Source organism: Vibrio splendidus (assembly GCF_001557875.1).
GTDB lineage: Bacteria > Pseudomonadota > Gammaproteobacteria > Enterobacterales > Vibrionaceae > Vibrio > Vibrio splendidus_F.
In genome coordinates this window covers 37,795-61,234 of record NZ_LNRF01000011.1, presented here as the reverse complement: position 1 = coordinate 61,234, position 23,440 = coordinate 37,795, and the positions used below count along the sequence as shown (strand labels likewise).

Sequence of the window (23,440 nt, the reverse complement as noted above, 5' to 3'; positions counted from 1 at the left end):
TTCTATTTTAGCTGAAATTATCAAAGGAGAAAGGAGGTTTGCTATTTGTTGGAAGGTTTTATCTTAGCGGTCACGAAAATGCCGCAAAAAGCGGCATCATTCAGAAATTAACGAGAGGAAAGTGTCGTAAGGAATACTGGTTATTAATTACTTCGCACTCAAACAGCTTGTGTAGCTATCAGTAAGTTGCTGAAGAAATTCGAAATAACTTCCGCTCTTCACTTCAACACTAGAACCAACAGGGTCTAATTGGCCTTGCTTAGCACTACTTCCACGAGTCACAGATTCAATCACAGCAGGTGTAAACTGAGGCTCAGAAAACACACACTGAACATTTTCTCGCACGATCGTTTTCTTAATCGCAATCAGGCTTTTTGCACCCGGTTTGCGATCTGGGCTCACAGTGAAATAGCCTAAATTGTTCAGACCAAATTCTTGTTCGTAGTAACCATAGGCGTCATGGAAAACGTAGTAACCTTTGTCTTTTACTGGCGCAAGCTGTTCATTGATTGATTGCTTCTTTTCATTCAGAGCAATCAAGAATGAATCTAGGTTTTCTTGATACGCCATTGCATTATCTGGATCAGTTTCAGTCAGCTTAGCTGAAATATATTTCGCAGCGACTTCAACCTGATCGATTCCCAACCAAAAGTGTGGATCATGGCTACCATGATGGTGCCCTTCATGAGCATCGTGGTCTTCATGGCCAAACTCTCGCAAGTTAATTCCTGGAATCTCACTGATCTTGATAACGTTTTCTTTTGAACCAATCACCTTAGTCAAAAAGGCTTCTAGGTCAGGACCAAACCAGATAACCATATCGGCACTATGAACTTTTTTGACATCCGATGGCTTAAGCGCATAATCGTGCGGCGAAGCATTACTGTTCATTAGCACATCCGGCTCACTAACGCCTTGCGTTAATTCTGTCACAATCATTTGAATCGGTTTAAAGCTTGTTAGAATAGTATTGGCACTTGCGACACTTGGCGCTAAAAGCAAAGTAGCAAGTATAAAAGATGAACGTGACATAATCCCTCGATAATAGAAAAGTAGCTTAGGCTTGAGGTAAATGTTACATTATAACATTAGCGAATTGCAAATGAGTTCTATTCATGGATAACTTAATCCAACTAGATTCTGTGAGCGTCGAATTTGACGGTCGAAAAGTTCTAGACAACATCTCTCTAAATTTAGAGCGCGGCAGGATCACCACCCTCATTGGGCCAAACGGTGCAGGAAAGTCGACATTAGTAAAAGTAGTACTGGGTTTACAAACCAAATTTTCAGGCACAATAACAAAAGCTAAAAAACTGAAAATTGGCTATGTACCACAAAAATTAAAGCTCAACGATTCACTACCGCTCAATGTAGAGCGTTTTCTAAAGCTCACTGGCAAGTTCAGTCAGCAAGAGATCCTTGAGGCATTGAAGCTCGTGGGTGCTGAACATCTGCAAAAGAGCAACATGCACCAGCTGTCTGGTGGTGAAAACCAGCGCGTACTGATTGCCCGTTCATTACTAAGAAGACCAGACCTACTGGTTCTTGATGAACCGGCTCAAGGCGTTGACGTGCAAGGGCAAATAGACCTTTATGATCTCATTGACACCATTCGTCACCGTTTTGGTTGTGCGGTGTTTATGGTTTCACATGATCTGCATCTGGTGATGGCCAAAACAGACGATGTTATCTGTTTGCATCATCATATCTGTTGCTCAGGCGCACCTGCAGACATCAAACATCATCCGTCGTATATTGCGCTCTTCGGTACCGCGACTCAAGAGACACTAGCGTTTTATCATCACCAACATGAACATCATCATCATGATCTGGCAGGCCAACCAGTAAAAGGCGGTGCTCATGAGTGTTCAAATCATAAACACGGACATCACTAATGCTTGAGTTTCTTCTTCCCTCTATTTTAGCTGGCTTGGGCATTGCTCTTATCGCGGGGCCATTAGGCTCTTTTGTGGTGTGGCGAAAGATGGCCTACTTTGGCGATACGCTTGCTCATGCCTCTTTGATGGGCTTAGCGCTTGGCTTTCTGTTTAACATCAACTTGTATTTCGCACTGCTGATTTGTTGTTTGATGCTGGCCGTGTTGCTCGTGACGTTACAAAAACAAAAGCTAGTCGCTACCGATACCCTACTCGGTATTTTGGCACACAGCGCACTATCTTTGGGTCTTGTAGCCGTTAGCTTCTTGGACAATGTTCGTGTCGACCTAATGAGCTATTTATTTGGCGACTTACTTGCAGTATCACCGACTGATTTAGTGTTCATCTATGCGGGTGCGGCTGTGATTGGATTAGTGCTTGCTATCTTTTGGCGACCGCTGCTTTCAACGACGGTTAATGAAGATCTCGCGGCGGTTGACGGCATCAACATTGATTTAATGCGTCTGATTTTGATGCTGCTTGTCGGTATCGTGATTGCTGTCGGTATGAAATTTGTGGGTGCGTTAATCATGACATCGCTACTGATTATTCCTGCAGCAACGGCAAGGAAGTTCTCGAGCACACCTGAGCAGATGGCCTTCCTTGCATCAATTATTGGCTCTATCGCAGTGTTCGGAGGGCTAAGCTTGTCTTGGTTCTATGACACACCCGCTGGTCCATCGGTTGTGATTAGTGCTACAGCAATGTTTATGCTATCTCAAATGGTTAGAAGCCGAGCTTAGCACTTAGCAGTACGATCTCGTATCATTGAATACATACAAAAAAGGCTTGGTCAGTGACCAAGCCTTTTTAATATCGTTCAGTTAACATCTATCTCAATCGATAAAAGCCAGCTGATTACCAACCCGTGATTTCACGTAGGCCTTTACCGATGTCAGCAAGAGACTTAACAGTCTTAACGCCTGCTGCTTCTAGTGCTGCGAATTTATCTTCAGCAGTACCTTTACCGCCAGAGATGATTGCGCCTGCGTGGCCCATACGTTTGCCCGGAGGAGCAGTAACACCAGCGATGTAAGATACAACTGGCTTAGTTACATTTGCTTTGATGAACTCAGCCGCTTCTTCTTCCGCAGTACCACCGATTTCACCAATCATTACGATTGCTTCAGTTTCTGGGTCTTCTTGGAAAAGTTTTAGGATATCAATGAAGTTTGAACCTGGGATAGGGTCACCACCGATACCAACACATGTAGACTGACCAAAGCCTTCATCTGTTGTTTGCTTAACTGCTTCGTACGTCAGGGTACCTGAACGAGATACGATACCTACTTTACCCTTCTTGTGAATGTGACCAGGCATGATACCAATCTTACACTCGTCTGGAGTGATAAGACCCGGACAGTTAGGACCGATCATGCGAACGCCAGTTTCTTCTAGCTTCACTTTAACGTCGATCATATCTGTTGTAGGGATACCTTCAGTGATCGTTACGATCAGTTCGATACCTGCATCAATCGCTTCTAGGATTGCATCTTTACAGAAAGGAGCTGGTACGTAGATAACTGTTGCAGTTGCGCCAGTTACTTCTACTGCTTCACGTACTGTGTTGAATACTGGAAGGCCTAGGTGAGTTTGACCACCTTTACCAGGTGAAACACCACCAACCATTTGCGTACCGTATGCGATCGCTTGGTCTGAGTGGAATGTACCTTGACCGCCAGTGAAACCCTGACAGATTACTTTAGTGTCTTTGTTAATTAATACAGACATTATTTAGCCTCCGCAGCAGCAACAACTTTCTGAGCAGCATCTGTTAGAGATTCAGCTGCAATGATATCAACATCAGAATTAGCAAGTACTTCGCGACCTAGGTCTGCGTTGGTACCTTCTAGACGAACAACTACAGGAACTGTTACGCCGACTTCTTTAACTGCACCGATAATACCTTCAGCGATCATGTCACAACGAACGATGCCACCGAAAATGTTTACTAGTACTGCTTTAACATTGTCATCAGAAAGGATGATCTTGAATGCTTCAGCTACACGCTCTTTGGTCGCGCCGCCGCCTACATCAAGGAAGTTTGCTGGCTTGCCGCCGTGTAGGTTTACGATATCCATCGTACCCATAGCAAGGCCTGCACCGTTAACCATACAGCCAACGTTACCATCTAGTGCTACGTAGTTCAGTTCCCACTGTGCTGCGTGTGCTTCGCGCTCGTCTTCTTGTGAAGGATCGTGCATTTCACGAAGCTTTGGCTGACGGTACATTGCGTTTGAGTCAATGTTGATCTTGCCGTCAAGACAAAGCAGGTTGCCTTCGCCAGTAATTACAAGCGGGTTGATTTCTAGTAGCGCTAGGTCGTACTGAGAGAACATTTGGCCAAGACCCATGAAGATCTTAACGAACTGTTTAATTTGATCGCCAACTAGACCAAGTTTGAACGCAAGTTCACGGCCTTGGTAAGCTTGAGGGCCGACTAGAGGGTCGATCGCTGATTGGTGAATCAACTCTGGAGTTTCTTCAGCGATTTTCTCAATGTCCACACCGCCTTCAGTTGACGCCATGAATACAATTTTACGCGTTGCGCGGTCAACAACAGCACCTAGATAAAGTTCGTTAGCAATGTTTGATGCTTCTTCAACTAGGATCTTTGTTACAGGCTGACCATTAGCGTCTGTTTGGTAAGTCACTAGGTTTTTACCTAGCCACTTTTGTGCAAACTCTTTAACGCCTTCTTTGGTGTCATGTAGTTCTACGCCGCCCGCTTTACCGCGGCCACCAGCGTGCACTTGACACTTAACAACTTTCTTGGCTGTACTGATACGACCTGCAGCTTCGAAAGCTTCTTGTGCAGTATCACATGCGAAACCTTCTGGTACAGGCAAACCGAATTCTGCAAACAGCTGTTTGGCTTGGTATTCATGCAAATTCATTTTGATATTCCGTTTATTTTCCCTTAAGGGATTATTATTTCCATAACGACACAGTTTCCTGTGTTACGTCTGTAGGGTCTTCTCAAATCAACTGCTGTCCATTTTCTAATGGCTTTACAGTTCAAGTGAAGGCCAGACGTTGAGCAGCCTAGCCTTTGAAACTTTTTACGTCTAGCTAACTGGGTTAACTAGACGTTTTAGCGATACTAAACGTCTAATAGCAGACGTGCAGGATCTTCTAGAAGCTCTTTGATGGTCACTAGGAAGCCAACTGATTCACGGCCGTCGATTAGACGGTGGTCGTAAGAAAGCGCTAGGTACATCATTGGCAGAATCTCTACCTTGCCATCAACGGCCATTGGACGGTCTTGGATTTTGTGCATACCCAAAATTGCCGCTTGAGGCGGGTTGATGATTGGCGTAGACATTAGAGAACCAAATACGCCACCGTTTGTGATAGTGAAGTTGCCGCCCATCAGTTCGTCAACAGTTAGCTTGCCATCACGGCCTTTGATTGCTAGCTCTTTGATGCCTTTTTCGATATCAGCGAAACCTAGTGTGTCACAGTCTTTCAGTACTGGAGTCACTAGACCACGTGGCGTAGATACCGCCATGCTGATGTCGAAGTAGTTGTGGTAAACGATATCTGTACCATCGATAGAAGCGTTCACTTCTGGGAAGCGCTTCAGTGCTTCTGTTACTGCTTTCACGTAGAAAGACATGAAACCAAGACGCGTATCGTGACGCTTCTCGAATTGGTCTTTGTACTGCTTACGAAGATCCATGATTGGCTTCATGTTCACTTCGTTGAAAGTAGTCAGCATTGCTGTGCTGTTTTTCGCTTCAAGAAGACGGTTTGCAACTGTCTTACGTAGGCGAGTCATAGGCACGCGTTTTTGGCTACGAGCCGCTGCTGGCGCTTCAACTGCTGGTGCTGATGCTGCTGCCGGAGCCGCTTTCGCTGCTGCTAGGTGTGCGTCGATGTCTTCACGAGTAATACGACCACCAACACCAGTGCCTTTAACATCAGCTGGTTGTAGGTTGTGCTCAGCAAGTAGACGACGAACAGCAGGGCTCAGTGCGTCGTTGCTCTCTTCTGTTAGCGCTGCTTTATGGCGCTTATCAGGAGATGCTTCTGTATCTTCAGTGGTATCTTTCGTTGGTTCACCAGCGACAGCACCCGGCTTGATTTTAGCCAGAAGCTGTTTAGAAAGTACCGTAGCACCCTCTTCTTCGATGATAGCTTCCAGAACACCCGCTTCAGGAGCCGGTACTTCTAGAACTACTTTATCTGTTTCGATATCTACAATGACTTCATCACGTGCAACCGCTTCGCCCGGTTTTTTGTGCCAAGTAGCAACTGTTGCATCAGCCACAGATTCAGGTAAATCTGGAACCAGAATTTCAATTGTCATGTGCGTATTTTCCTTTTACTTCTAGTTCTTAAGTAGGGTCAAAGCGTCGTCAACTAACGCTTTTTGTTGTTTCAAGTGTACTGACATATAGCCAACAGCTGGTGATGCTGATGCAGGGCGACCTGCGTATTGAATATCAGCACCTACTGGGATAGCAGCTCGGAAATTATGTTGGCTACTGTACCAAGCACCTTGGTTTTGTGGCTCTTCTTGACACCAAACGTAATCGACTACATTTGTGTACTGTGCGATGGCAGCTCTCACGTCCTCATAAGGGAACGGGTAGAGTTGTTCAATACGTACAATAGCGACATCGTCTTGCTCGTTCTTACGTCGTTGGTCAAGCAGGTCAAAGTAAACCTTACCTGAACAGAACACGACGCGTTTTACGTTCTCTGGTGCCAGATCATCAATTTCTGCGATAGCTGGTTGGAACGTGCCTTCTGCCAAATCTTCAAGAGAAGAAGTACACAGAGGGTGACGAAGCAATGACTTAGGTGACATTACGATCAGAGGACGACGCATTGGTCGAACAACCTGACGGCGAATCATGTGGTAAACCTGTGCCGGTGTTGAAGGAACAACAACCTGCATATTTTGTTCAGCACATAACTGAAGGTAACGCTCAAGACGTGCAGAAGAGTGCTCTGGGCCTTGACCTTCATAACCGTGAGGAAGCAGCATAGTTAGACCACATAGACGTGCCCACTTTTGCTCACCTGATGAAATGAATTGGTCGATAACAACTTGTGCACCGTTTGCGAAGTCACCAAATTGTGCTTCCCAAAGGGTTAGACCGCTTGGCTCTGCTGTTGCATAACCATACTCAAATGCGAGTACCGCTTCTTCAGATAACACAGAGTCAAACACTTGGAATGGCCCTTGTTTATCGTGAATGTTCGCAAGAGGAACATACGTGCTTGCATCTGATTGATTGTGCAGTACTGAGTGACGGTGGAAGAACGTACCACGACCTGAATCTTGGCCAGAGATACGAATACGCTTACCGTCGTCAACAAGTGTTGCGTATGCCAGAGTTTCAGCCATACCCCAATCGACTTGTTTCTCACCATTCACCATGGCAGTACGATCGTTGTACAGTTTATTTACTCGGCTTTGCAGCTTGTGGCTGTCTGGGTATTGGCAAAGTTTGGTACCAAGCTCTTTGAGGCGCTCGATATCAATCTTGTTATCCCACTCGATGTTCCAGTCGTGACCTAGGTAAGGAGACCAGTCTACTGAGTGAAGTGCCATTGGACGCCACTCTTTAACTACAACTTCACCGTGATCAAGTGCATCACGATATTCGTTAACGAGTTGAGTTGCCGTATCAATACCAAACTCACCGCGCTCCATTAGCACGTCAGCATAAAGCTTACGTGGCGTTGGGTGCTTCTTGATTTTTTGGTACATCAAAGGCTGTGTTGCATTCGGCTCATCGGCTTCATTGTGACCGTGGCGACGGTAACAAACCAAATCAATAACAACATCACGCTTAAACGTATTACGGTAATCCAATGCAAGACGCGCAACGAACGCAACCGCTTCTGGATCATCAGAGTTAACGTGGAAAATCGGAGCCTGAACCATCTTCGCGATATCGGTACAGTACATCGTAGAGCGTGTATCGCGAGGGTTAGACGTTGTAAAACCAACTTGGTTGTTTACAACGATACGAACCGTACCACCAACACAGAAACCACGCGCTTGAGACATGTTAAACGTCTCTTGTACTACACCCTGACCAGCGATAGCTGAGTCACCGTGGATAGTAATTGGAAGTACACGGCTACCGTCATTATCACCAAGGCGATCTTGACGTGCACGTACTGAGCCGATAACTACCGGGTTTACGATTTCTAAGTGAGATGGGTTAAATGCTAATGCTAAGTGAACGTTGCCGCCTGGCGTTGCGAAATCCGCAGAGAAACCTTGGTGGTATTTCACATCACCCGTACCCCACGTGTCATCGTGTTTGCCCGCAAACTCATCAAACAGGTCTTGTGGCTTTTTACCAAGCACGTTGACCAACATGTTTAGACGACCACGGTGAGCCATACCAACAACAACTTCACGCATGCCTTGTCCACCAGCATGACGAATGATCTCTTTCGTCATTGGGATAAGTGCATCACCACCTTCCAGTGAGAAGCGTTTTGCGCCCGGGAATTTCGCACCAAGATAGCGCTCAAGGCCTTCAGCAGCAGTTAGCTCTTCTAGGAAAGCTTGCTTTTCTTCTTTATTGAAAGAAGGTTGACCAGATACAGACTCTAAACGTTGTTGAATCCAACGTTTTTGCTCTGTATTTGTCATGTGCATGTATTCAGCACCAATAGAGCCACAATAAGTTTGCTTTAGAGATTTGTAGAGATCTTTAAGCACCATCGTCTCTTGGCCAATCGCATAAGAGCCGACGTTAAACGTCTCATTGAGGTCATCTTCGGTAAGAGTGTGGAAAGAAGGCTCCAGTTCATCGACTGTCGCTCTTTTCCATAAACCTAGGGGGTCTAAATTTGCTGCTTGATGCCCTCGGAATCGATAGGCATTAATAAGTTGCAGAACCTTTACTTGTTTCGCATCGACATCTGGATCACTAACTTGGACACTGTAATGCTTTGTTTCTTGAGCGAGTCGACGGAAGTATTCACGAACACGAGAGTGTGGTTGTTCCACTGTCTCTGAAGCTTGCACAGGCAGTTCTTCAAAAACACTTCTCCATTCGTCACTTACCGAATCGGGGTCACTTAGATACAGTTCATAGAGTTCTTCTACGTACGTTGCATTGGCGCCAGCCAAGTGTGAAGACTCGAGCCATGCCTTCATCACGCCGTTGTGCATATTTTCCCTTAACCAGTAGTTTTCACGTTTGCTGCGGTCTATGCCGAGCTATTAAAAGGCCGCCCCAAAACTTCTAGGGCGGCAATTTTTATATAACTTAAACCGAACGATTCACTAGCATGGTCTTAATATGACCAATTGCTTTCGTCGGATTTAATCCCTTAGGACAAACACTTACACAATTCATGATGCCATGGCAACGAAAAACGCTAAATGCATCATCAAGATCGGACAAACGTTCGTCTGTCGCTGTATCTCGGCTATCAATTAGCCAACGGTACGCTGCAAGCAGGCCTGCTGGTCCGATGAATTTGTCAGGGTTCCACCAGAACGATGGGCATGACGTTGTACAACATGCACACATGATACATTCGTACAATCCATCTAAATGAGCACGCTCATCAGGGCTTTGTAAGTTTTCACGAGCCGGTGGCACATTGCCATCAGACACTAAAAATGGCTTCACTTTTTCGTAGTTATCGTAGAACTGAGTCATGTCTACAATCAGGTCACGAACAACAGGTAAGCCAGGCAGTGGGCGAATCACAATCTTGTCTTGGCCCGAAAGCGCAGACAATGGCGTGATACACGCTAGGCCATTCTTACCGTTCATGTTCAAACCATCCGAGCCACATACACCTTCACGGCATGAGCGACGGAACGAGATTGTTGGATCTTGCTCTTTCAACAGAATCAGCGCATCCAAAAGCATCATGTCTGAACCTTCATCCACTTCTAGAGTGTATTCCTTCATATAAGGCTTCTGGTCGACATCTGGATTGTAACGGTATAAAGAGAAATTCAGTTTCATGGTCATATCTCCTTAGTACGTACGTGCTTTTGGTGGGAACGCTTCACGATGGATAGGTTCCATGTTTACACCACGCTTAGTCATGCTCTCTGACTCTGGGTTGTAAAGTGAGTGGCATAGCCATTGCTCATCATCACGGTCAGGGAAATCGAATCGAGCGTGTGCGCCACGGCTCTCTGTACGGAAGTTTGCAGCAACAGCCGTTGCGAATGCCGTTTCCATCAAGTTTTCGAGCTCTAGACACTCGATACGTTGAGTGTTGAACTCTGTAGACTTATCAGATAGGTGTGCATTCTTCAGACGCTCGCGAATTGCTTTAAGCTCTTCTAGGCCTTCAGCCATTGCTTTGCCTTCGCGGAATACTGAGAAGTTGTTCTGCATACATTGCTGAAGATCTTTACGGATTTGCGCTGGATCTTCGCCGTCTGTGCTGTTTTCCCAACGGTTGTAACGCTCTAGTGAACGCTCAATGTCAGCTTCAGTTGCAGGCTTAGCTTCGTCTTGCTTCTTCAGTGTCTCACCTAGGTGTAGACCTGTCGCACGACCAAATACCACCAAATCAAGCAGTGAGTTACCACCTAGACGATTGGCACCATGTACTGAAACTGATGCGATTTCACCACAAGCAAATAGACCTTGGATTTCAACATCGCTGCCGTCTTCCGTTTGCTTAATAGCTTGACCAGAAACTTGTGTTGGAACACCACCCATCATGTAGTGACATGTTGGGATTACTGGGATTGGCTCTTTCACTGGATCAACGTGAGCAAAGGTACGAGAAAGTTCACATACACCAGGAAGACGAGATTCAAGTGTCTCTTTACCTAGGTGATCAAGCTTAAGCTTAATGTGTGGACCCCAAGGACCATCGCAGCCGCGACCTTCACGGATTTCAACCATCATTGAACGAGCGACAACATCACGACCCGCTAAGTCTTTAGCGTTTGGTGCGTAACGTTCCATGAAGCGTTCGCCGTCTTTATTGAGAAGGTAACCACCTTCACCACGACAACCTTCTGTTACAAGAACACCTGCGCCAGCAATACCCGTTGGGTGGAACTGCCACATTTCGATATCTTGCATAGGAACGCCAGCACGAATCGCCATACCAACACCGTCACCAGTGTTAATGTGTGCGTTAGTTGTCGAAGCGTAGATACGACCAGCACCACCAGTAGCAAGGATTGTTGCCTTCGCTTTGAAGTAGCAAACTTCGCCAGTTTCCATACAAAGCGCGGTTGTACCTAAGATTGCACCATCTTCGTTCTTCACAAGATCCAGTGCATACCACTCAGAGAAAACGGTCGTTTTGTGTTTAATGTTTTGTTGGTAAAGCGTATGAAGCAGTGCGTGACCAGTACGGTCGGCTGCAGCTGCGGTACGAGCCGCTTGCTCACCACCAAAGTTTTTAGATTGACCACCGAAAGGACGCTGGTAAATAGTACCGTTCTCAAAACGAGAGAAAGGTAGGCCCATTTTTTCAAGTTCGATTACCGACTCAGGACCGTTTTTACACATGTATTCGATAGCGTCTTGGTCACCGATGTAATCAGAACCTTTTACTGTGTCATACATATGTTGTTCCCAATGGTCTTCATGCGCGTTACCAAGAGCAACAGTGATGCCGCCTTGCGCTGAAACCGTATGAGAACGAGTAGGGAAAACTTTAGAAAGCAATGCACAAGAAAGGCCTTGCTCAGAAATTTGCAGTGCGGCACGCATACCTGCACCACCAGCGCCGATAACTACGGCATCAAACTCACGAACAGGAATAGTCACTTACGCACCCCACAAAATAAACAGACCAGAGAAGAAATATCCAAGAAGAACTGCAACAACACCGACTTGAAGACCAACACGCAGTTTTGCGCATTTGATGTAGTCAGTTAGTACTTGCCATAGGCCGATCCACGCGTGAACCAAAACAGAAGTAAGCGCTAACATGGTGAAGACTTTAGTGAAGGTTCCACCAAAGAATTGCGTCCAAGATGCGTAAGAGATATCACCAGAGAAAGCACAGAAGCTCACTAGGTAGATAGTGTAAAGCGTCATAATGATGGCAGTTGCACGAATCAGTAAATAATCATGAACACCATTACGACCAAAAGTAGAAACGTTGTTTACCATACTAAGATCCCCGCTAGTAGAGACAATACCGCTGTTGCTGCGAATGCAACCTTAGCGCTCTTAGCGCCAGATTCCAGCTCTTCAAAGTGACCAAGGTCCATAAGAAGGTGACGAATACCACCAGCAATGTGGTAAGCCAAAGCGGTTAAAATGCCCCACAGAATAAACTTCACGAAGAAACCATCGACAATGTCGCTAGCTTCCATAAAGCCTACTGGGGATGAGAGGGAAATGGATAGTAACCAAAGCAAAATTCCAATCGCGACAAAAGTTATCACCCCAGACACACGGTGTAGGATGGAAGCTATTGCTGTGATTGGAAAGTGGATGGTCTGTAAATCTAAATTAACAGGTCTTGTCTTTCTTTCTTTCACGGGCTTGCTCACTCAGCTCCATTGAGCATTATGGTCATTAAATAACCTTATGATATTGTTATGGACAAAATTTGATTGCAAACCTTCAAAATTTAACATTAACTTAACAAATAACTGAAGTTGAGCCTTAGATAATTGTAAAATAATTGTTAACTGCTCGATTAAGAAAGACACCTCACATTTCTTCTTAGCCTTGCATTTATAAGGTTTTAACCAAACTTTTCAGCGCCACTATACGGCTGGCAACATTCTAATACAATTGATGTAACAAATAATGCTACACAGACCAGATTTTTAACGAATTTAATGTAAAAAACACTAACAAGTGCACACAAAGCTTCAGAAAAATTGACTTTCCCACGTAAGACCAGTAAAAAAATGGCACATAAACATCCTGGACGGATTAAATAATAAACAAAGGAGATTGTTATGGCGGATAAGAAAGCTACCCTTCACATTGAAGGTCAAGCGCCAATCGAGCTGCCGATTACAGAAGGTGTACTTGGTACTCCAGTGATCGATGTTCGTACACTAGGTTCTAATGGTTTTTTCACTTTTGACCCTGGTTTTCTTGCCACTGCATCCTGTGAGTCTCAAATCACTTTTATTGACGGTGGAAAAGGTATCCTTTTACATCGTGGTTATCCAATTGACCAACTTGCCAATAACGCTGATTACTTAGAAGTATGTTACATACTTCTTTACGGTGAAGCCCCATCTCGAGCTGAGTACGAAAAGTTCAAGACTACCGTGACACGTCACACTATGGTGCATGAGCAAATCGCTAGTTTCTTCCACGGCTTCCGTCGTGACGCTCACCCTATGGCTGTAATGTGTGGTGTTGTAGGCGCTTTAGCGGCGTTCTACCACGACTCACTTGATATCAACAACGATACACACCGTGAAATTGCGGCATACCGCCTGATTTCAAAAATGCCAACACTGGCTGCAATGTGTTACAAATATTCAATCGGTCAGCCGTTTATCTACCCACGTAACGACCTAGGCTACGCAGAAAACTTCTTACACATGATGTTTGCAAACCCATGTGAAGAGTATGAAGTGAACCCTATCGTTGCTCGTGCAATGGATAAAATCTTTACTCTACACGCTGACCACGAACAGAACGCTTCTACGTCTACAGTGCGTCTTGCTGGTTCATCTGGTGCTAACCCGTTTGCGTGTATCGCAGCAGGTATCGCATCACTTTGGGGCCCAGCTCACGGCGGTGCAAACGAAGCTTGTCTGCGCATGCTTGAAGAGATCGGTAGCGTAGATAACATTGAAGAATACGTTGCGAAAGCAAAAGACAAAGATGACCCATTCCGTTTGATGGGCTTCGGTCACCGTGTTTACAAGAACTACGATCCACGTGCAACAGTAATGCGCGAAGCGTGTCACGAAGTACTTAAAGAGCTAAACATCCAAGATCCACTACTAGACGTAGCAATGGAACTTGAGCGTATCGCTCTTTCTGATGAGTACTTTGTTTCTAAGAAGCTATACCCGAACGTAGATTTCTACTCAGGTATCATTCTGAAAGCAATCGGTATTCCAGTATCTATGTTTACAGTAATCTTCGCGATGTCTCGTACCATCGGTTGGATTGCTCACTGGAACGAAATGCACAGCGATCCGACGAACCGTATTGGTCGTCCTCGTCAGCTGTATACTGGTGAAGAACAACGTGACTTTAAAGCACTTCACGAACGTGAATAGTTGCAATAAATCATAATGTTAAAAGGGGTTGATGTGAGAACATCAACCCCTTTTCTTTTATATGCCCTTAACTCCGTCATCCTCAAGAGTGAGGGACGAGCGAGTTGGGGATCTCATTAATTGCATCGACAAGCTTTCAGGGATTCCCTACTCTTTCCTCCGTCAGTCTAGGAAATGACGAATTACTTATGAACTCTCTAAGTAGAGTCCATTAGAGCTCTAATTAGCCCGCCTCATCAAAGGATACAAATTTATAGTTACTCGTCATCCCCAAGAGCGAGGGACGAGTGAGTTGGGGATCTTCTTAAGCGAGCAGATCAACTATACAGGTTACCTGCTCAATTCTAGAAAATGATGCATACTCTCGACTCGTATCCCTTATCTGGCATCTGTTCTTATACCGGATTATCGATATCAATAAACTCAACATCCAAACCATGCTCTTTCGCTAACCATTCACCTAGCGCTTTTACACCGTATCGCTCAGTCGCATGGTGGCCAGCAGCAAAATAATGAATGTCTTGCTCACGTGCTGAGTAAGTAGTGCGTTCTGAAATTTCACCAGAGATAAATGCATCAATACCTTGAGAAGCCGCTAACTCAATGTAATCTTGGCCGCCACCGGTACACCAACCGACAGTCGTAATCATTTTGTCTTGGTTTTCTGGAGCGATATGCAGTGGTTTACGATTCAGAACTTGATCGATTTTTGCTGCAAATTCAGTACCTGTCATTGGCGCTTTTAATTTACCAAACATAGCAACCGATTGTGGGTGCCCTTCCAAACCGCCTTCGACTTCTATCTCAAGTAACTCCGCCAATTTTGCGTTGTTACCAAGTTCAGGGTGGATATCAAGCGGCAAGTGATAACCTAACAGGTTGATGTCATTTTTAATCAGGGTACGAATACGCTTGCCCTTCATGCCACGAATCGCTTCTGACTCGCCTTTCCAGAAAAAGCCGTGATGGACTAACAAAGCGTCTGCGTTCAGCTCTACCGCTCTATCAATCAAGGCTTGAGAAGCTGTTACACCAGTAACAATTCGCTTCACTTCTGTTGCACCTTCAACTTGAAGGCCATTAGGACAGTAATCTTTAATCTGCTGTGGCTGCAGTTTTTCGTTAAGTAGCTTTTCTAATTGTAAGTTATTCATTTTTCTTTCCAGCTTACCTTTATAATAACGTCGTTATATCAATTTACGGGTAGAATGTCGAAAGCCCCACGATGAGTTTATGAGGAAGAGATGACAGCACTGCAACGTTTTTACCAATGGGTCATCGACTCACCGCCATTACTAGAAATCAAGCCACCGATTTCGGATCTCAGTGCATTCTCTAGCCACCATGCCATCGACTCATCACATACTTATGATGGTAATCCTAGATTAGGTTTCCTCTACCAACATCTATGTGAACAAGTGATCACTGCCTCACCGAATTACTCGATAAAGCACGACGAGATTCAGATCAATGTGGAAGGCAGAACTCTCGGTGCAATCGACTTTATTCTTGAAGAAGAGAGCAGCCAAAAGCTAGAACATTGGGAAGTGGCGATTAAGTTTTATCTGCTCCACGAACAAACATGGTTTGGACCCAACTCTCACGACCAATTGGATAAGAAACTCGACAGGATGCTCAGCCACCAGCTCGAAATGTCCTCTTCGGCCGCCTTTGTTGATCAATATCCAGAGATCGATGTCGACTCAAAGCACTTACTGATGCAAGGTCGTCTATATACCAACCCATTTTTAGAGCAAAACGTACCGACAAAATGCTTGGGCTACGACATTAACCCAAGCCAAGTAAGCGGCTTTTGGTGCTATCAAGATCAGGCTCATTTAATCAGTGAACCACTGTATCCACTCACCAAAGAGCAATGGGCAGCTGGCACTGATGACTTCACCTGTGAACCTATCACCGAATTCGGTGATCGCTTCGTCCATGGGCAAACAAAGTCGGGGCAATTCTGGTTTGTGATGCCACAAAGCTGGCCACACGGTTAGTCGTCTGAGCTAACTCAGTTACCTTTCCCAATTATACGAAACCAGCACAAATAAAAAGGGTTGATGCTTTCACATCAACCCTTCTTCTATTTACCTAGCAACTCTAGTAATCGAGATTTGATTATAGGCCAGCGGCTGCAAATACTTGGTTAACAATCTCTTGAGCTTCTGCTTCAATTGCTTTCAGGTGCTCTTCACCTTTAAAGCTTTCACAGTAGATCTTGTAGATGTCTTCAGTACCTGATGGACGCGCAGCAAACCAACCGTTTTCAGTTGTCACTTTCAGGCCACCAATCGCAGCGCCATTACCTGGAGCGTGTGTTAGGCGTGCAGTAATTGCATCACCAGCCAGCGTCTCAGCAGAAACCATCTCTGGAGATAGCTTTTTAAGCACGTCTTTTTGTGCGCCATTTGCTACCGCTTGAATACGATTGTACTTAGATTCACCGTGTTTAGCGGCAAGTTCTTCGTAGTATTCTTGTGGGTTCTTACCTGTCACAGCAGTGATCTCAGCCGCAAGTAGGCAAAGAATCAGGCCATCTTTATCTGTTGACCAAGGCGTACCGTCTTTACGTAAGAAAGAAGCACCTGCACTCTCTTCACCACCAAAACCAAACTGGCCGTTGTATAGACCATCAACGAACCATTTGAAACCAACTGGCACTTCACAAAGTTCGCGACCTAAGTCAGCAACAACACGGTCAATCAATGCGCTTGATACCAGTGTCTTACCAACTGCAACGTCTTTACCCCAACCTTCACGGTTACGGTATAGGTAATCAATACAAACCGCTAAGAAGTGGTTTGGATTCATCAAGCCTTTAGGTGTCACGATACCGTGGCGATCGTAATCTGGGTCGTTACCAAATGCTAAAGCGTACTCGTCTTTAAGCGCCAATAAGCCTGCCATTGCGTATGGAGAAGAACAGTCCATACGAACCACACCATCTTTATCTAGAGACATGAATTGGAATGAAGGGTCAACCGCTTCACTTACCAAAGTAAGATCTAGGTTGTACGCTTTACCAATTTGACGCCAGTAATCGATACCGCTTCCGCCTAGTGGATCCACACCAATTTTGATGTTTGCTTTCTGGATCGCTTCCATATCCACGACGTTAACCAAATCAGCGACGTATGGCGCAACTAAGTCGACTTCTTTTACTAGATCAGACTGTTTAGCTTGTGCGATAGGAGTACGCTTAACACCTTGCATTTGCTCAGCAATAATCACGTTCGCACGGTCTTCAATCGCTTGAGTAAGTTCAGCTTCAGCCGGGCCACCGTGCGTCGGGTTGTATTTGATACCGCCGTCTTGAGGTGGGTTATGCGAAGGCGTGATAACAATGCCGTCGGCTTTTTTGTCATTCACTAGGTTGTGAGTAAGAATCGCGTGCGAGATACCAGGTGTTGGAGTAAAGCCATTGTTTTCTTGAATAATAACTTCAACACCGTTCGCTACAAGCACTTCGATAACCGTAGAGAATGCAGGCTCAGACAGCGCGTGAGTATCTTTACCTAAAAAAAGAGGGCCAGTTGTACCTTGTTCGGCACGAACCTCAGCAACCGCTTGTGCAATCGCTAGAATGTGGTTTTCGTTAAATGTTGATTTGTCTGCTGTACCGCGGTGACCTGAAGTACCGAAAAGTACTTTGTGATCTGGGTTAGTAGCATCCGGTTGCTGTAAGAAATAGTTCGCAACTAAAGCCGGGATATTATGAAGATCTTCCTGCTGAGCTTTCTGCCCAGCACGAGGGTGCATAGCCATTTTTCGACATCCTTATATATAAAATTTAAAAACAAAAAAACCTCATAATATCTTCTTATCCATGGATATTATGAGGTTTAAATCAGATTTCGTTAAATTGAACCTGTTACTTTTTCTATCAATTCTGCTTGGAAATTCATGCGGCTCATAAGCTGCTCAACCATCTGTCTTTTTCGGCTTGTATTGTTATTAGTAATAACCCAAAAAGGACTTTGTGGAATAGCTTTAGGCTTAGTCGTGTTGCCGTTTGCTAGCAACGTAGCCTCATTGTCTGCAAAGTAAACGCGCTTACGGCCTTTTACTTGAGTTGCTTCTGAAAAGCTTAAAGGGTCGATTTTATGCAGTGTTGATAACACAAGCATGAAGCGATCAATGGCTTTCTTTAGTGATGCAAACTCATCTGATATTAGTAGTGAGCGCATTTCTTTAACGCCATCGAACTTCTCTGGAGTAAAGCCTACCTCTTTGCTAACAACGATACCTTTAGGCTCAACGATCTCTTCGATCGGAGCCATACCTTGGCTATCAACCTGTAACAAGCGGCGCAGAATATCTGAAGCGCTTTCGCCAATACGTTCTGTCTGACCCGCAATAAAACGGTATAGGTCCTCATCAACCTCAATTGTTTTCATTCGCTTTTCACAATCTCAATGTTTAAACTCTGGGGGATTATAGCGAGATCCGCGCGGATACTCTACGTCAAACCCACCATGAATAAGATAAAAATGTCAGTACAGCTCAACTATAAAATTGAAGGTGAGGGTCACACCATTGTTTTGATCCATGGATTATTCGGTAATCTGGACAACCTTGGCTTACTCGCTAGGGATCTAAAAGCCGATCATAAAGTGCTGAGTATCGATCTACGCAACCACGGTCAATCCTTCCATTGCGACTCTCATAATTATCAAGCAATGGCACAAGATGTAGCTCAACTGCTGAATGATCTTGATTTAGAAGATGTCACCGTGATTGGTCACTCTATGGGTGGCAAAGTTGCGATGGCACTAACACAACATCTTGCGCTGCACAAATTGATTGTCTTGGATATGGCGCCGGTCGCGTACACTCAAAGCCGACACGACAACGTATTCGCAGGCCTACAAGCCGTGATTGAAGAAAAGCCAACCTCACGCACAGATGCGCTCAAGATCCTCGCAAGACACATCGAGATTGATGGCGTTCGCCAGTTCTTAACTAAATCTTTGTTCAAATCAGAACAAGGCATCATGGAATGGCGTTTCAACGTTGCCTCGCTATTCAACAACTACCCACAAATTATTGGTTGGGAACCGATTGATAAAACCTCGGTCAAAACCTTGCTAATAAAGGGTGGTGACTCAGATTACCTCACAGCTGAACATCAAACGGCCGTTCAGCAGCAATTTTCTAACGCAAAGGCACATGTCATTGCCAATACGGGTCACTGGCTGCATGCTGAAAAACCAGCAGAAGTGCTTAGAGCAATTAGAAAATTCATCGCTTAGCGACTCTTTTCGTGCAGATAAATGAGAGCTGTGTAATTACTGCAGATTAACTTTATCTCACAACAGTGATATAGTGCGCCCAAGCAAAATTGGTATATAAGGTTCCCATGCTTTACGACTACATGAACATCATCGAATCTGTTGGTTTAGATCTCCTGTTTGCCGCGATTTTCTTTTTAATCGGTATGGCAATTAAGGACGTTCTCAAGCAGGGAAATGTTCCTGCATTTGGTCGTCGCATTGTGTGGTTAGTACTTTTCCTTGGCTGTGCGGGTTTTATCGCCAAAGGGATAATCCAACTAAGCTGGGAAGGAACTGGGATCTAACGATTCTCTTCCGAACTTTATTACACCGACAACAGACAAAATGAAAGGTAATGATTCTATGGCAAGTGTAGGTCTCTTCTTTGGTAGCGATACAGGTAACACTGAAGCTGTTGCTAAGATGATTCAAAAGCAATTGAGCAAACAGCTCGTTCACGTTCAAGACATTGCAAAAAGCAGCAAAGAAGATATCGATAACTTCGATCTACTGCTGCTTGGTATCCCTACGTGGTACTACGGCGAAGCACAATGTGATTGGGATGACTTTTTCCCAGAGCTAGAAGCTATTGATTTCTCAACTAAGCTTGTTGCAATCTTTGGTTGTGGCGACCAAGAAGATTACGCAGAATACTTCTGTGATGCTATGGGTACTATCCGTGACATCGTTGAAGCGAAAGGCGGTACTATCCTAGGTCACACATCAACTGAAGGCTACGAATTCGAAGCATCGAAAGGCTTAGTTGAAGGTGATGACAGCCAATTTGTTGGTCTATGTATCGACGAAGACCGTCAACCTGAGCTAACTGATGAGCGCGTATCTAATTGGGTTAAACAAATCCATGAAGAAATGTGCCTAGCAGAGCTAGAAGACTAATTCTCTGGTGGTTGTTAATTGTTACAATTAATAACCATTATATAAATATGAAAAAACCTCCTTATCGGAGGTTTTTTGCTATTTAAAATCTATTCATTAACACTCAGCTTCTAATGCTTCGTCATCATCTCTAAATTGCGGCTTCTTTCTTACATAGAGGGTACGCTGAATTTCTGAAACCACATTCCCCTGCTTATCTTTCACGTGGATAATAAACTCAGGGAAACACTTTTCACCAAGCTGCGTCTGACGATAAATATCATCAAGTTGCCCCTGGCTTATCTCAAAATCTGCATACAAGTCGGATTGGCCCGGCTTGATAAAGTTAATACTCGCCTCTTTATCCCAAACATAATACCGCTCCCCTAAAATTCCCATTAACATCAAAGAGTAAACGGGATCAGTAAGAGAGAAGATACTACCGCCATATTGAGTACGATTGGCGTTCTTATTCCACCAACGTAGCTTAAGTACCGTCTTAACAACCCTAAAGTCAGCGCTAATGTGGGCTATTCGAATTCCCGAGCCCCAAAAAGGAGGCCAGATATTGAGAGCAAATTTTACAATGTTGGGTTTATATATTTTTGCGAGTTGCTTATTCATAACAACATTCCATGTTCATATCAGAAACACCGTCACCTTGACTGGTCGTACCTCCACTATAAGTGAGATACTTCCAATTTACAAAACAGATTGTGATGTCAGTAAGTAACCCTTTGAAGTTCGTGGTTTATTGTTATGTCTGACTAAACTATAATGGTATTAATATTGAATTCTGTTAATTGCTGCAGATCATCAACAGGAAAGTATATGTCAGACAATAATCAAGCGCTAAAAGATGCAGGTCTTAAAGTGACCCTTCCACGGCTCAAAATTTTAGAAGTATTACAACAGCCAGACTGCCAACATATTAGTGCTGAAGATTTATATAAGAAGCTGATTGACCTAGGTGAAGAAATCGGTCTTGCAACCGTTTATCGAGTACTTAACCAATTCGACGACGCTGGTATTGTAACTCGCCACCACTTCGAAGGCGGCAAGTCTGTATTTGAACTTTCTACACAGCACCACCACGACCACCTTGTGTGTTTAGACTGTGGTGAAGTGATCGAATTCTCTGATGACATCATCGAAGAAAGACAAAAAGAGATTGCTCAGCGTTACAACGTGCAACTGACAAACCACAGTTTATACTTATACGGTAAAAGCATTAGCGGAGATTGCAAAGGCAATCCAGACGCACATAAAGCGAAAAAGTAATACAGAACGCTGGCTTAGGCCGGCGTTTTTTATATAGGGCTGAAAGTCAGCTAGATTGTTCTTTAGATCCACGCATTATTCAGACACAAAAAAACCGGCTCTAAGCCGGTTTTTTATTGGGTCGCTTTTAACAAACTAAGTACTCAAGCATTAAGCTTCAGTTTTACCCCAAGTATCACGTAGGCCAACCGTACGGTTGAAGACTAGTGCATCTGCTTTAGAATCTTTCGAATCCACACAGAAGTAACCTGTACGTTCAAACTGGTACGCTTGCTCTGCAACACCTTCTGCTAGGCTAGGTTCAACAAAACCATTTAGCGTAACAAGTGATTCAGGGTTTAGCGTTGCAGCGAAGTCATCAGCAGCGGCTGGGTTTGCCACTGTGAATAGACGATCGTACAAACGAATCTCAGCAGGTAGCGCTTTATCAGCAGATACCCAGTGGATAACGCCTTTCACTTTACGGCCATCTGCAGGGTTCTTACCCAGTGTTTCGTTATCGTAAGAACAGAAGATAGTGGTAATGTTGCCTTCTGCATCTTTTTCGATACGTTCAGCTTTGATCACGTAAGCGCCACGTAGACGAACTTCTTTACCTAGAACCAAACGCTTGTACTTCTTGTTTGCTTCTTCACGGAAGTCATCACGCTCAATCCAAACTTCACGTGTAAATGGTACTTCACGAGTGCCCATTTCTGGCTTGTTTGGGTGGTTTGCAACAGTTAGCGTTTCTACTGCATCGGCTTCGTAGTTTTCAATAACGATCTTAATTGGATCCAGAACAGCCATTGCACGAGGTGCATTTTCGTTCAGGTCATCACGGATGCAAGATTCAAGTGAACCGAATTCAATCATGTTCTCTTGCTTAGTCACGCCAATACGCTTACAGAATTCACGAATCGAGCTTGAAGTAAAACCACGACGACGCAGGCCAGAAATAGTAGGCATACGTGGGTCATCCCAACCTTGAACTAGGTTTTCAACCACAAGTTGGTTCAGCTTACGCTTAGACATCACTGTGTATTCAAGATTCAGGCGGCTAAACTCGTACTGACGAGGTTGGCAATCAATCGTGATGTTATCTAGAACCCAATCGTACAAACGACGGTTATCTTGGAATTCAAGCGTACAGATAGAGTGCGTAATACCTTCCAGCGCATCAGAGATACAGTGAGTAAAGTCGTACATTGGGTAAATGCACCACTTGTCAGCAGTTTGATGATGGTGAGCAAAACGAACACGATAGATAACAGGATCGCGCATAACCATGAATGAAGAACTCATGTCGATCTTAGCACGCAGACACGCTTTACCTTCTTCAAAGCCACCGTCACGCATTTTTTCAAATAACGCTAGGTTTTCTTCAGGGCTACGATCACGGTATGGGCTCGCTTTACCTGGCTCTTTTAGCGTGCCACGGTACTCACGGATTTGATCAGGACTTAGCTCGTCAACATACGCTAAGCCTTTATTAATTAATTCCACAGCATAAGCGTAAAGCGTATCGAAGTAGTTTGATGAGTAACAAATATCACCAGACCATTCGAAGCCTAACCAGCTTACATCATTCTTAATTGACTCAACGTACTCAACGTCTTCTTTTTCAGGGTTTGTATCATCGAAACGAAGATTACATTGTCCCTGGTAGTCCTGAGCAATACCAAAGTTCAAGCAAATAGATTTAGCGTGACCAATATGCAGGTAGCCATTTGGCTCCGGCGGGAAACGAGTATGCACGCTACTGTGTGTACCATCCGCTAAATCTTTATCAATAATTTGGCGAATGAAATTCGATGGACGAGCCTCAGCTTCACTCATCTATAGCACCTCTATGTATTTAGTATTGTCAGAGAAAGTTACCTTTCATCTCAAAGAAACGGTCGGTT

The 23,440-nt window shown here is 44.5% G+C and carries 22 protein-coding genes; 8 read left to right on the top strand and 14 right to left on the bottom strand.

The features are described 5' to 3' along the window. Positions 1–147: 147 nt before the first annotated feature. Positions 148–1,032: a zinc ABC transporter substrate-binding protein ZnuA gene (gene znuA / locus ATB74_RS20010; RefSeq protein WP_061019541.1), complete on the bottom strand. Its 885-nt coding sequence runs from the start codon at positions 1,030–1,032 to the stop codon at positions 148–150. Between the two features lie 83 nt (positions 1,033–1,115). On the opposite strand from znuA, the gene znuC reads away from it, so the two are divergent. Continuing rightward, entirely contained in the window at positions 1,116–1,895 is a 780-nt protein-coding gene (znuC, locus tag ATB74_RS20005; RefSeq protein ID WP_061019540.1) for a zinc ABC transporter ATP-binding protein ZnuC, read from the top strand. After that, positions 1,895–2,680 (top strand): zinc ABC transporter permease subunit ZnuB, encoded by a 786-nt coding sequence (gene znuB, locus ATB74_RS20000; protein WP_060982218.1) that lies wholly within the window; start codon positions 1,895–1,897, stop codon positions 2,678–2,680. The genes znuC and znuB overlap by 1 nt, the downstream gene beginning before the upstream one ends. A 115-nt stretch (positions 2,681–2,795) precedes the next feature. On the opposite strand, the gene sucD is transcribed toward znuB, so the two are convergent. From sucD to sdhC, 8 genes are all read right to left on the bottom strand, one after another. Further along, a complete protein-coding gene (gene sucD / locus ATB74_RS19995) occupies positions 2,796–3,668 on the bottom strand; it encodes a succinate--CoA ligase subunit alpha (protein ID WP_004734209.1) in 873 nt (290 codons plus the stop codon). Then, entirely contained in the window at positions 3,668–4,834 is a 1,167-nt protein-coding gene (gene sucC, locus ATB74_RS19990) for an ADP-forming succinate--CoA ligase subunit beta (protein WP_010436793.1), read from the bottom strand. The genes sucD and sucC overlap by 1 nt, the downstream gene beginning before the upstream one ends. Positions 4,835–5,040: 206 nt before the next feature. Continuing rightward, on the bottom strand, positions 5,041–6,249 hold the full coding sequence (gene odhB, locus ATB74_RS19985; protein ID WP_009847318.1) for a 2-oxoglutarate dehydrogenase complex dihydrolipoyllysine-residue succinyltransferase: 1,209 nt from the start codon (positions 6,247–6,249) through the stop codon (positions 5,041–5,043). 21 nt (positions 6,250–6,270) lie between these two features. Then, positions 6,271–9,087 (bottom strand): 2-oxoglutarate dehydrogenase E1 component, encoded by a 2,817-nt coding sequence (gene sucA / locus ATB74_RS19980; protein WP_061019539.1) that lies wholly within the window; start codon positions 9,085–9,087, stop codon positions 6,271–6,273. A 97-nt stretch (positions 9,088–9,184) separates the two neighbouring features. Next, complete coding sequence (locus ATB74_RS19975; protein WP_010436773.1) at positions 9,185–9,898, bottom strand: succinate dehydrogenase iron-sulfur subunit; 714 nt, start codon at positions 9,896–9,898, stop codon at positions 9,185–9,187. Between the two features lie 12 nt (positions 9,899–9,910). Beyond that, entirely contained in the window at positions 9,911–11,677 is a 1,767-nt protein-coding gene (sdhA, locus tag ATB74_RS19970; RefSeq protein WP_048606450.1) for a succinate dehydrogenase flavoprotein subunit, read from the bottom strand. Continuing rightward, positions 11,678–12,025 carry a succinate dehydrogenase, hydrophobic membrane anchor protein gene (gene sdhD / locus ATB74_RS19965; protein WP_010436768.1) on the bottom strand — a complete coding sequence of 116 codons (348 nt, stop codon included), beginning with the start codon at positions 12,023–12,025 and terminating at the stop codon, positions 11,678–11,680. After that, a complete protein-coding gene (sdhC, locus tag ATB74_RS19960; protein WP_019820486.1) occupies positions 12,019–12,411 on the bottom strand; it encodes a succinate dehydrogenase cytochrome b556 subunit in 393 nt (130 codons plus the stop codon). Before sdhC ends, sdhD begins: the two co-directional genes overlap by 7 nt. A 417-nt stretch (positions 12,412–12,828) precedes the next feature. Here sdhC and ATB74_RS19955 point away from each other — a divergent pair, with 417 nt between their 5' ends. Continuing rightward, positions 12,829–14,118, top strand: coding sequence for a citrate synthase (locus tag ATB74_RS19955; RefSeq protein WP_017630646.1), 1,290 nt, complete (start codon positions 12,829–12,831; stop codon positions 14,116–14,118). Between the two features lie 395 nt (positions 14,119–14,513). On the opposite strand, the gene ATB74_RS19950 is transcribed toward ATB74_RS19955, so the two are convergent. Then, complete coding sequence (locus ATB74_RS19950) at positions 14,514–15,272, bottom strand: Nif3-like dinuclear metal center hexameric protein (RefSeq protein ID WP_061019538.1); 759 nt, start codon at positions 15,270–15,272, stop codon at positions 14,514–14,516. A gap of 90 nt (positions 15,273–15,362) precedes the next feature. Between ATB74_RS19950 and ATB74_RS19945 the strand changes: the two genes are divergently transcribed. Further along, positions 15,363–16,121, top strand: coding sequence for a DUF1853 family protein (locus ATB74_RS19945; RefSeq protein ID WP_050620939.1), 759 nt, complete (start codon positions 15,363–15,365; stop codon positions 16,119–16,121). A gap of 121 nt (positions 16,122–16,242) precedes the next feature. Here the strand turns inward: ATB74_RS19945 and pgm are convergent, their stop codons facing one another. After that, entirely contained in the window at positions 16,243–17,889 is a 1,647-nt protein-coding gene (gene pgm / locus ATB74_RS19940) for a phosphoglucomutase (alpha-D-glucose-1,6-bisphosphate-dependent) (protein WP_061019537.1), read from the bottom strand. 92 nt (positions 17,890–17,981) lie between these two features. Continuing rightward, a complete protein-coding gene (gene seqA, locus ATB74_RS19935; protein ID WP_017061953.1) occupies positions 17,982–18,521 on the bottom strand; it encodes a replication initiation negative regulator SeqA in 540 nt (179 codons plus the stop codon). 93 nt (positions 18,522–18,614) lie between these two features. Between seqA and ATB74_RS19930 the strand changes: the two genes are divergently transcribed. From ATB74_RS19930 to fldA, 3 genes are all read left to right on the top strand, one after another. Beyond that, positions 18,615–19,376: an alpha/beta fold hydrolase gene (locus ATB74_RS19930; protein ID WP_061019536.1), complete on the top strand. Its 762-nt coding sequence runs from the start codon at positions 18,615–18,617 to the stop codon at positions 19,374–19,376. A 107-nt stretch (positions 19,377–19,483) separates the two neighbouring features. Further along, positions 19,484–19,702, top strand: coding sequence for a DUF2788 domain-containing protein (locus tag ATB74_RS19925; protein ID WP_009847328.1), 219 nt, complete (start codon positions 19,484–19,486; stop codon positions 19,700–19,702). 58 nt (positions 19,703–19,760) lie between these two features. Then, a complete protein-coding gene (gene fldA, locus ATB74_RS19920) occupies positions 19,761–20,294 on the top strand; it encodes a flavodoxin FldA (protein ID WP_010436745.1) in 534 nt (177 codons plus the stop codon). A 96-nt stretch (positions 20,295–20,390) separates the two neighbouring features. On the opposite strand, the gene ATB74_RS19915 is transcribed toward fldA, so the two are convergent. After that, positions 20,391–20,897: a DUF4442 domain-containing protein gene (locus tag ATB74_RS19915; RefSeq protein WP_060982212.1), complete on the bottom strand. Its 507-nt coding sequence runs from the start codon at positions 20,895–20,897 to the stop codon at positions 20,391–20,393. 207 nt (positions 20,898–21,104) lie between these two features. Here ATB74_RS19915 and fcrX point away from each other — a divergent pair, with 207 nt between their 5' ends. Next, positions 21,105–21,554 carry a ferric iron uptake transcriptional regulator FcrX gene (gene fcrX / locus ATB74_RS19910; RefSeq protein ID WP_048606469.1) on the top strand — a complete coding sequence of 150 codons (450 nt, stop codon included), beginning with the start codon at positions 21,105–21,107 and terminating at the stop codon, positions 21,552–21,554. A gap of 150 nt (positions 21,555–21,704) precedes the next feature. On the opposite strand, the gene glnS is transcribed toward fcrX, so the two are convergent. Then, positions 21,705–23,372 (bottom strand): glutamine--tRNA ligase, encoded by a 1,668-nt coding sequence (gene glnS, locus ATB74_RS19905; RefSeq protein WP_061019535.1) that lies wholly within the window; start codon positions 23,370–23,372, stop codon positions 21,705–21,707. Positions 23,373–23,440: the final 68 nt, after the last annotated feature.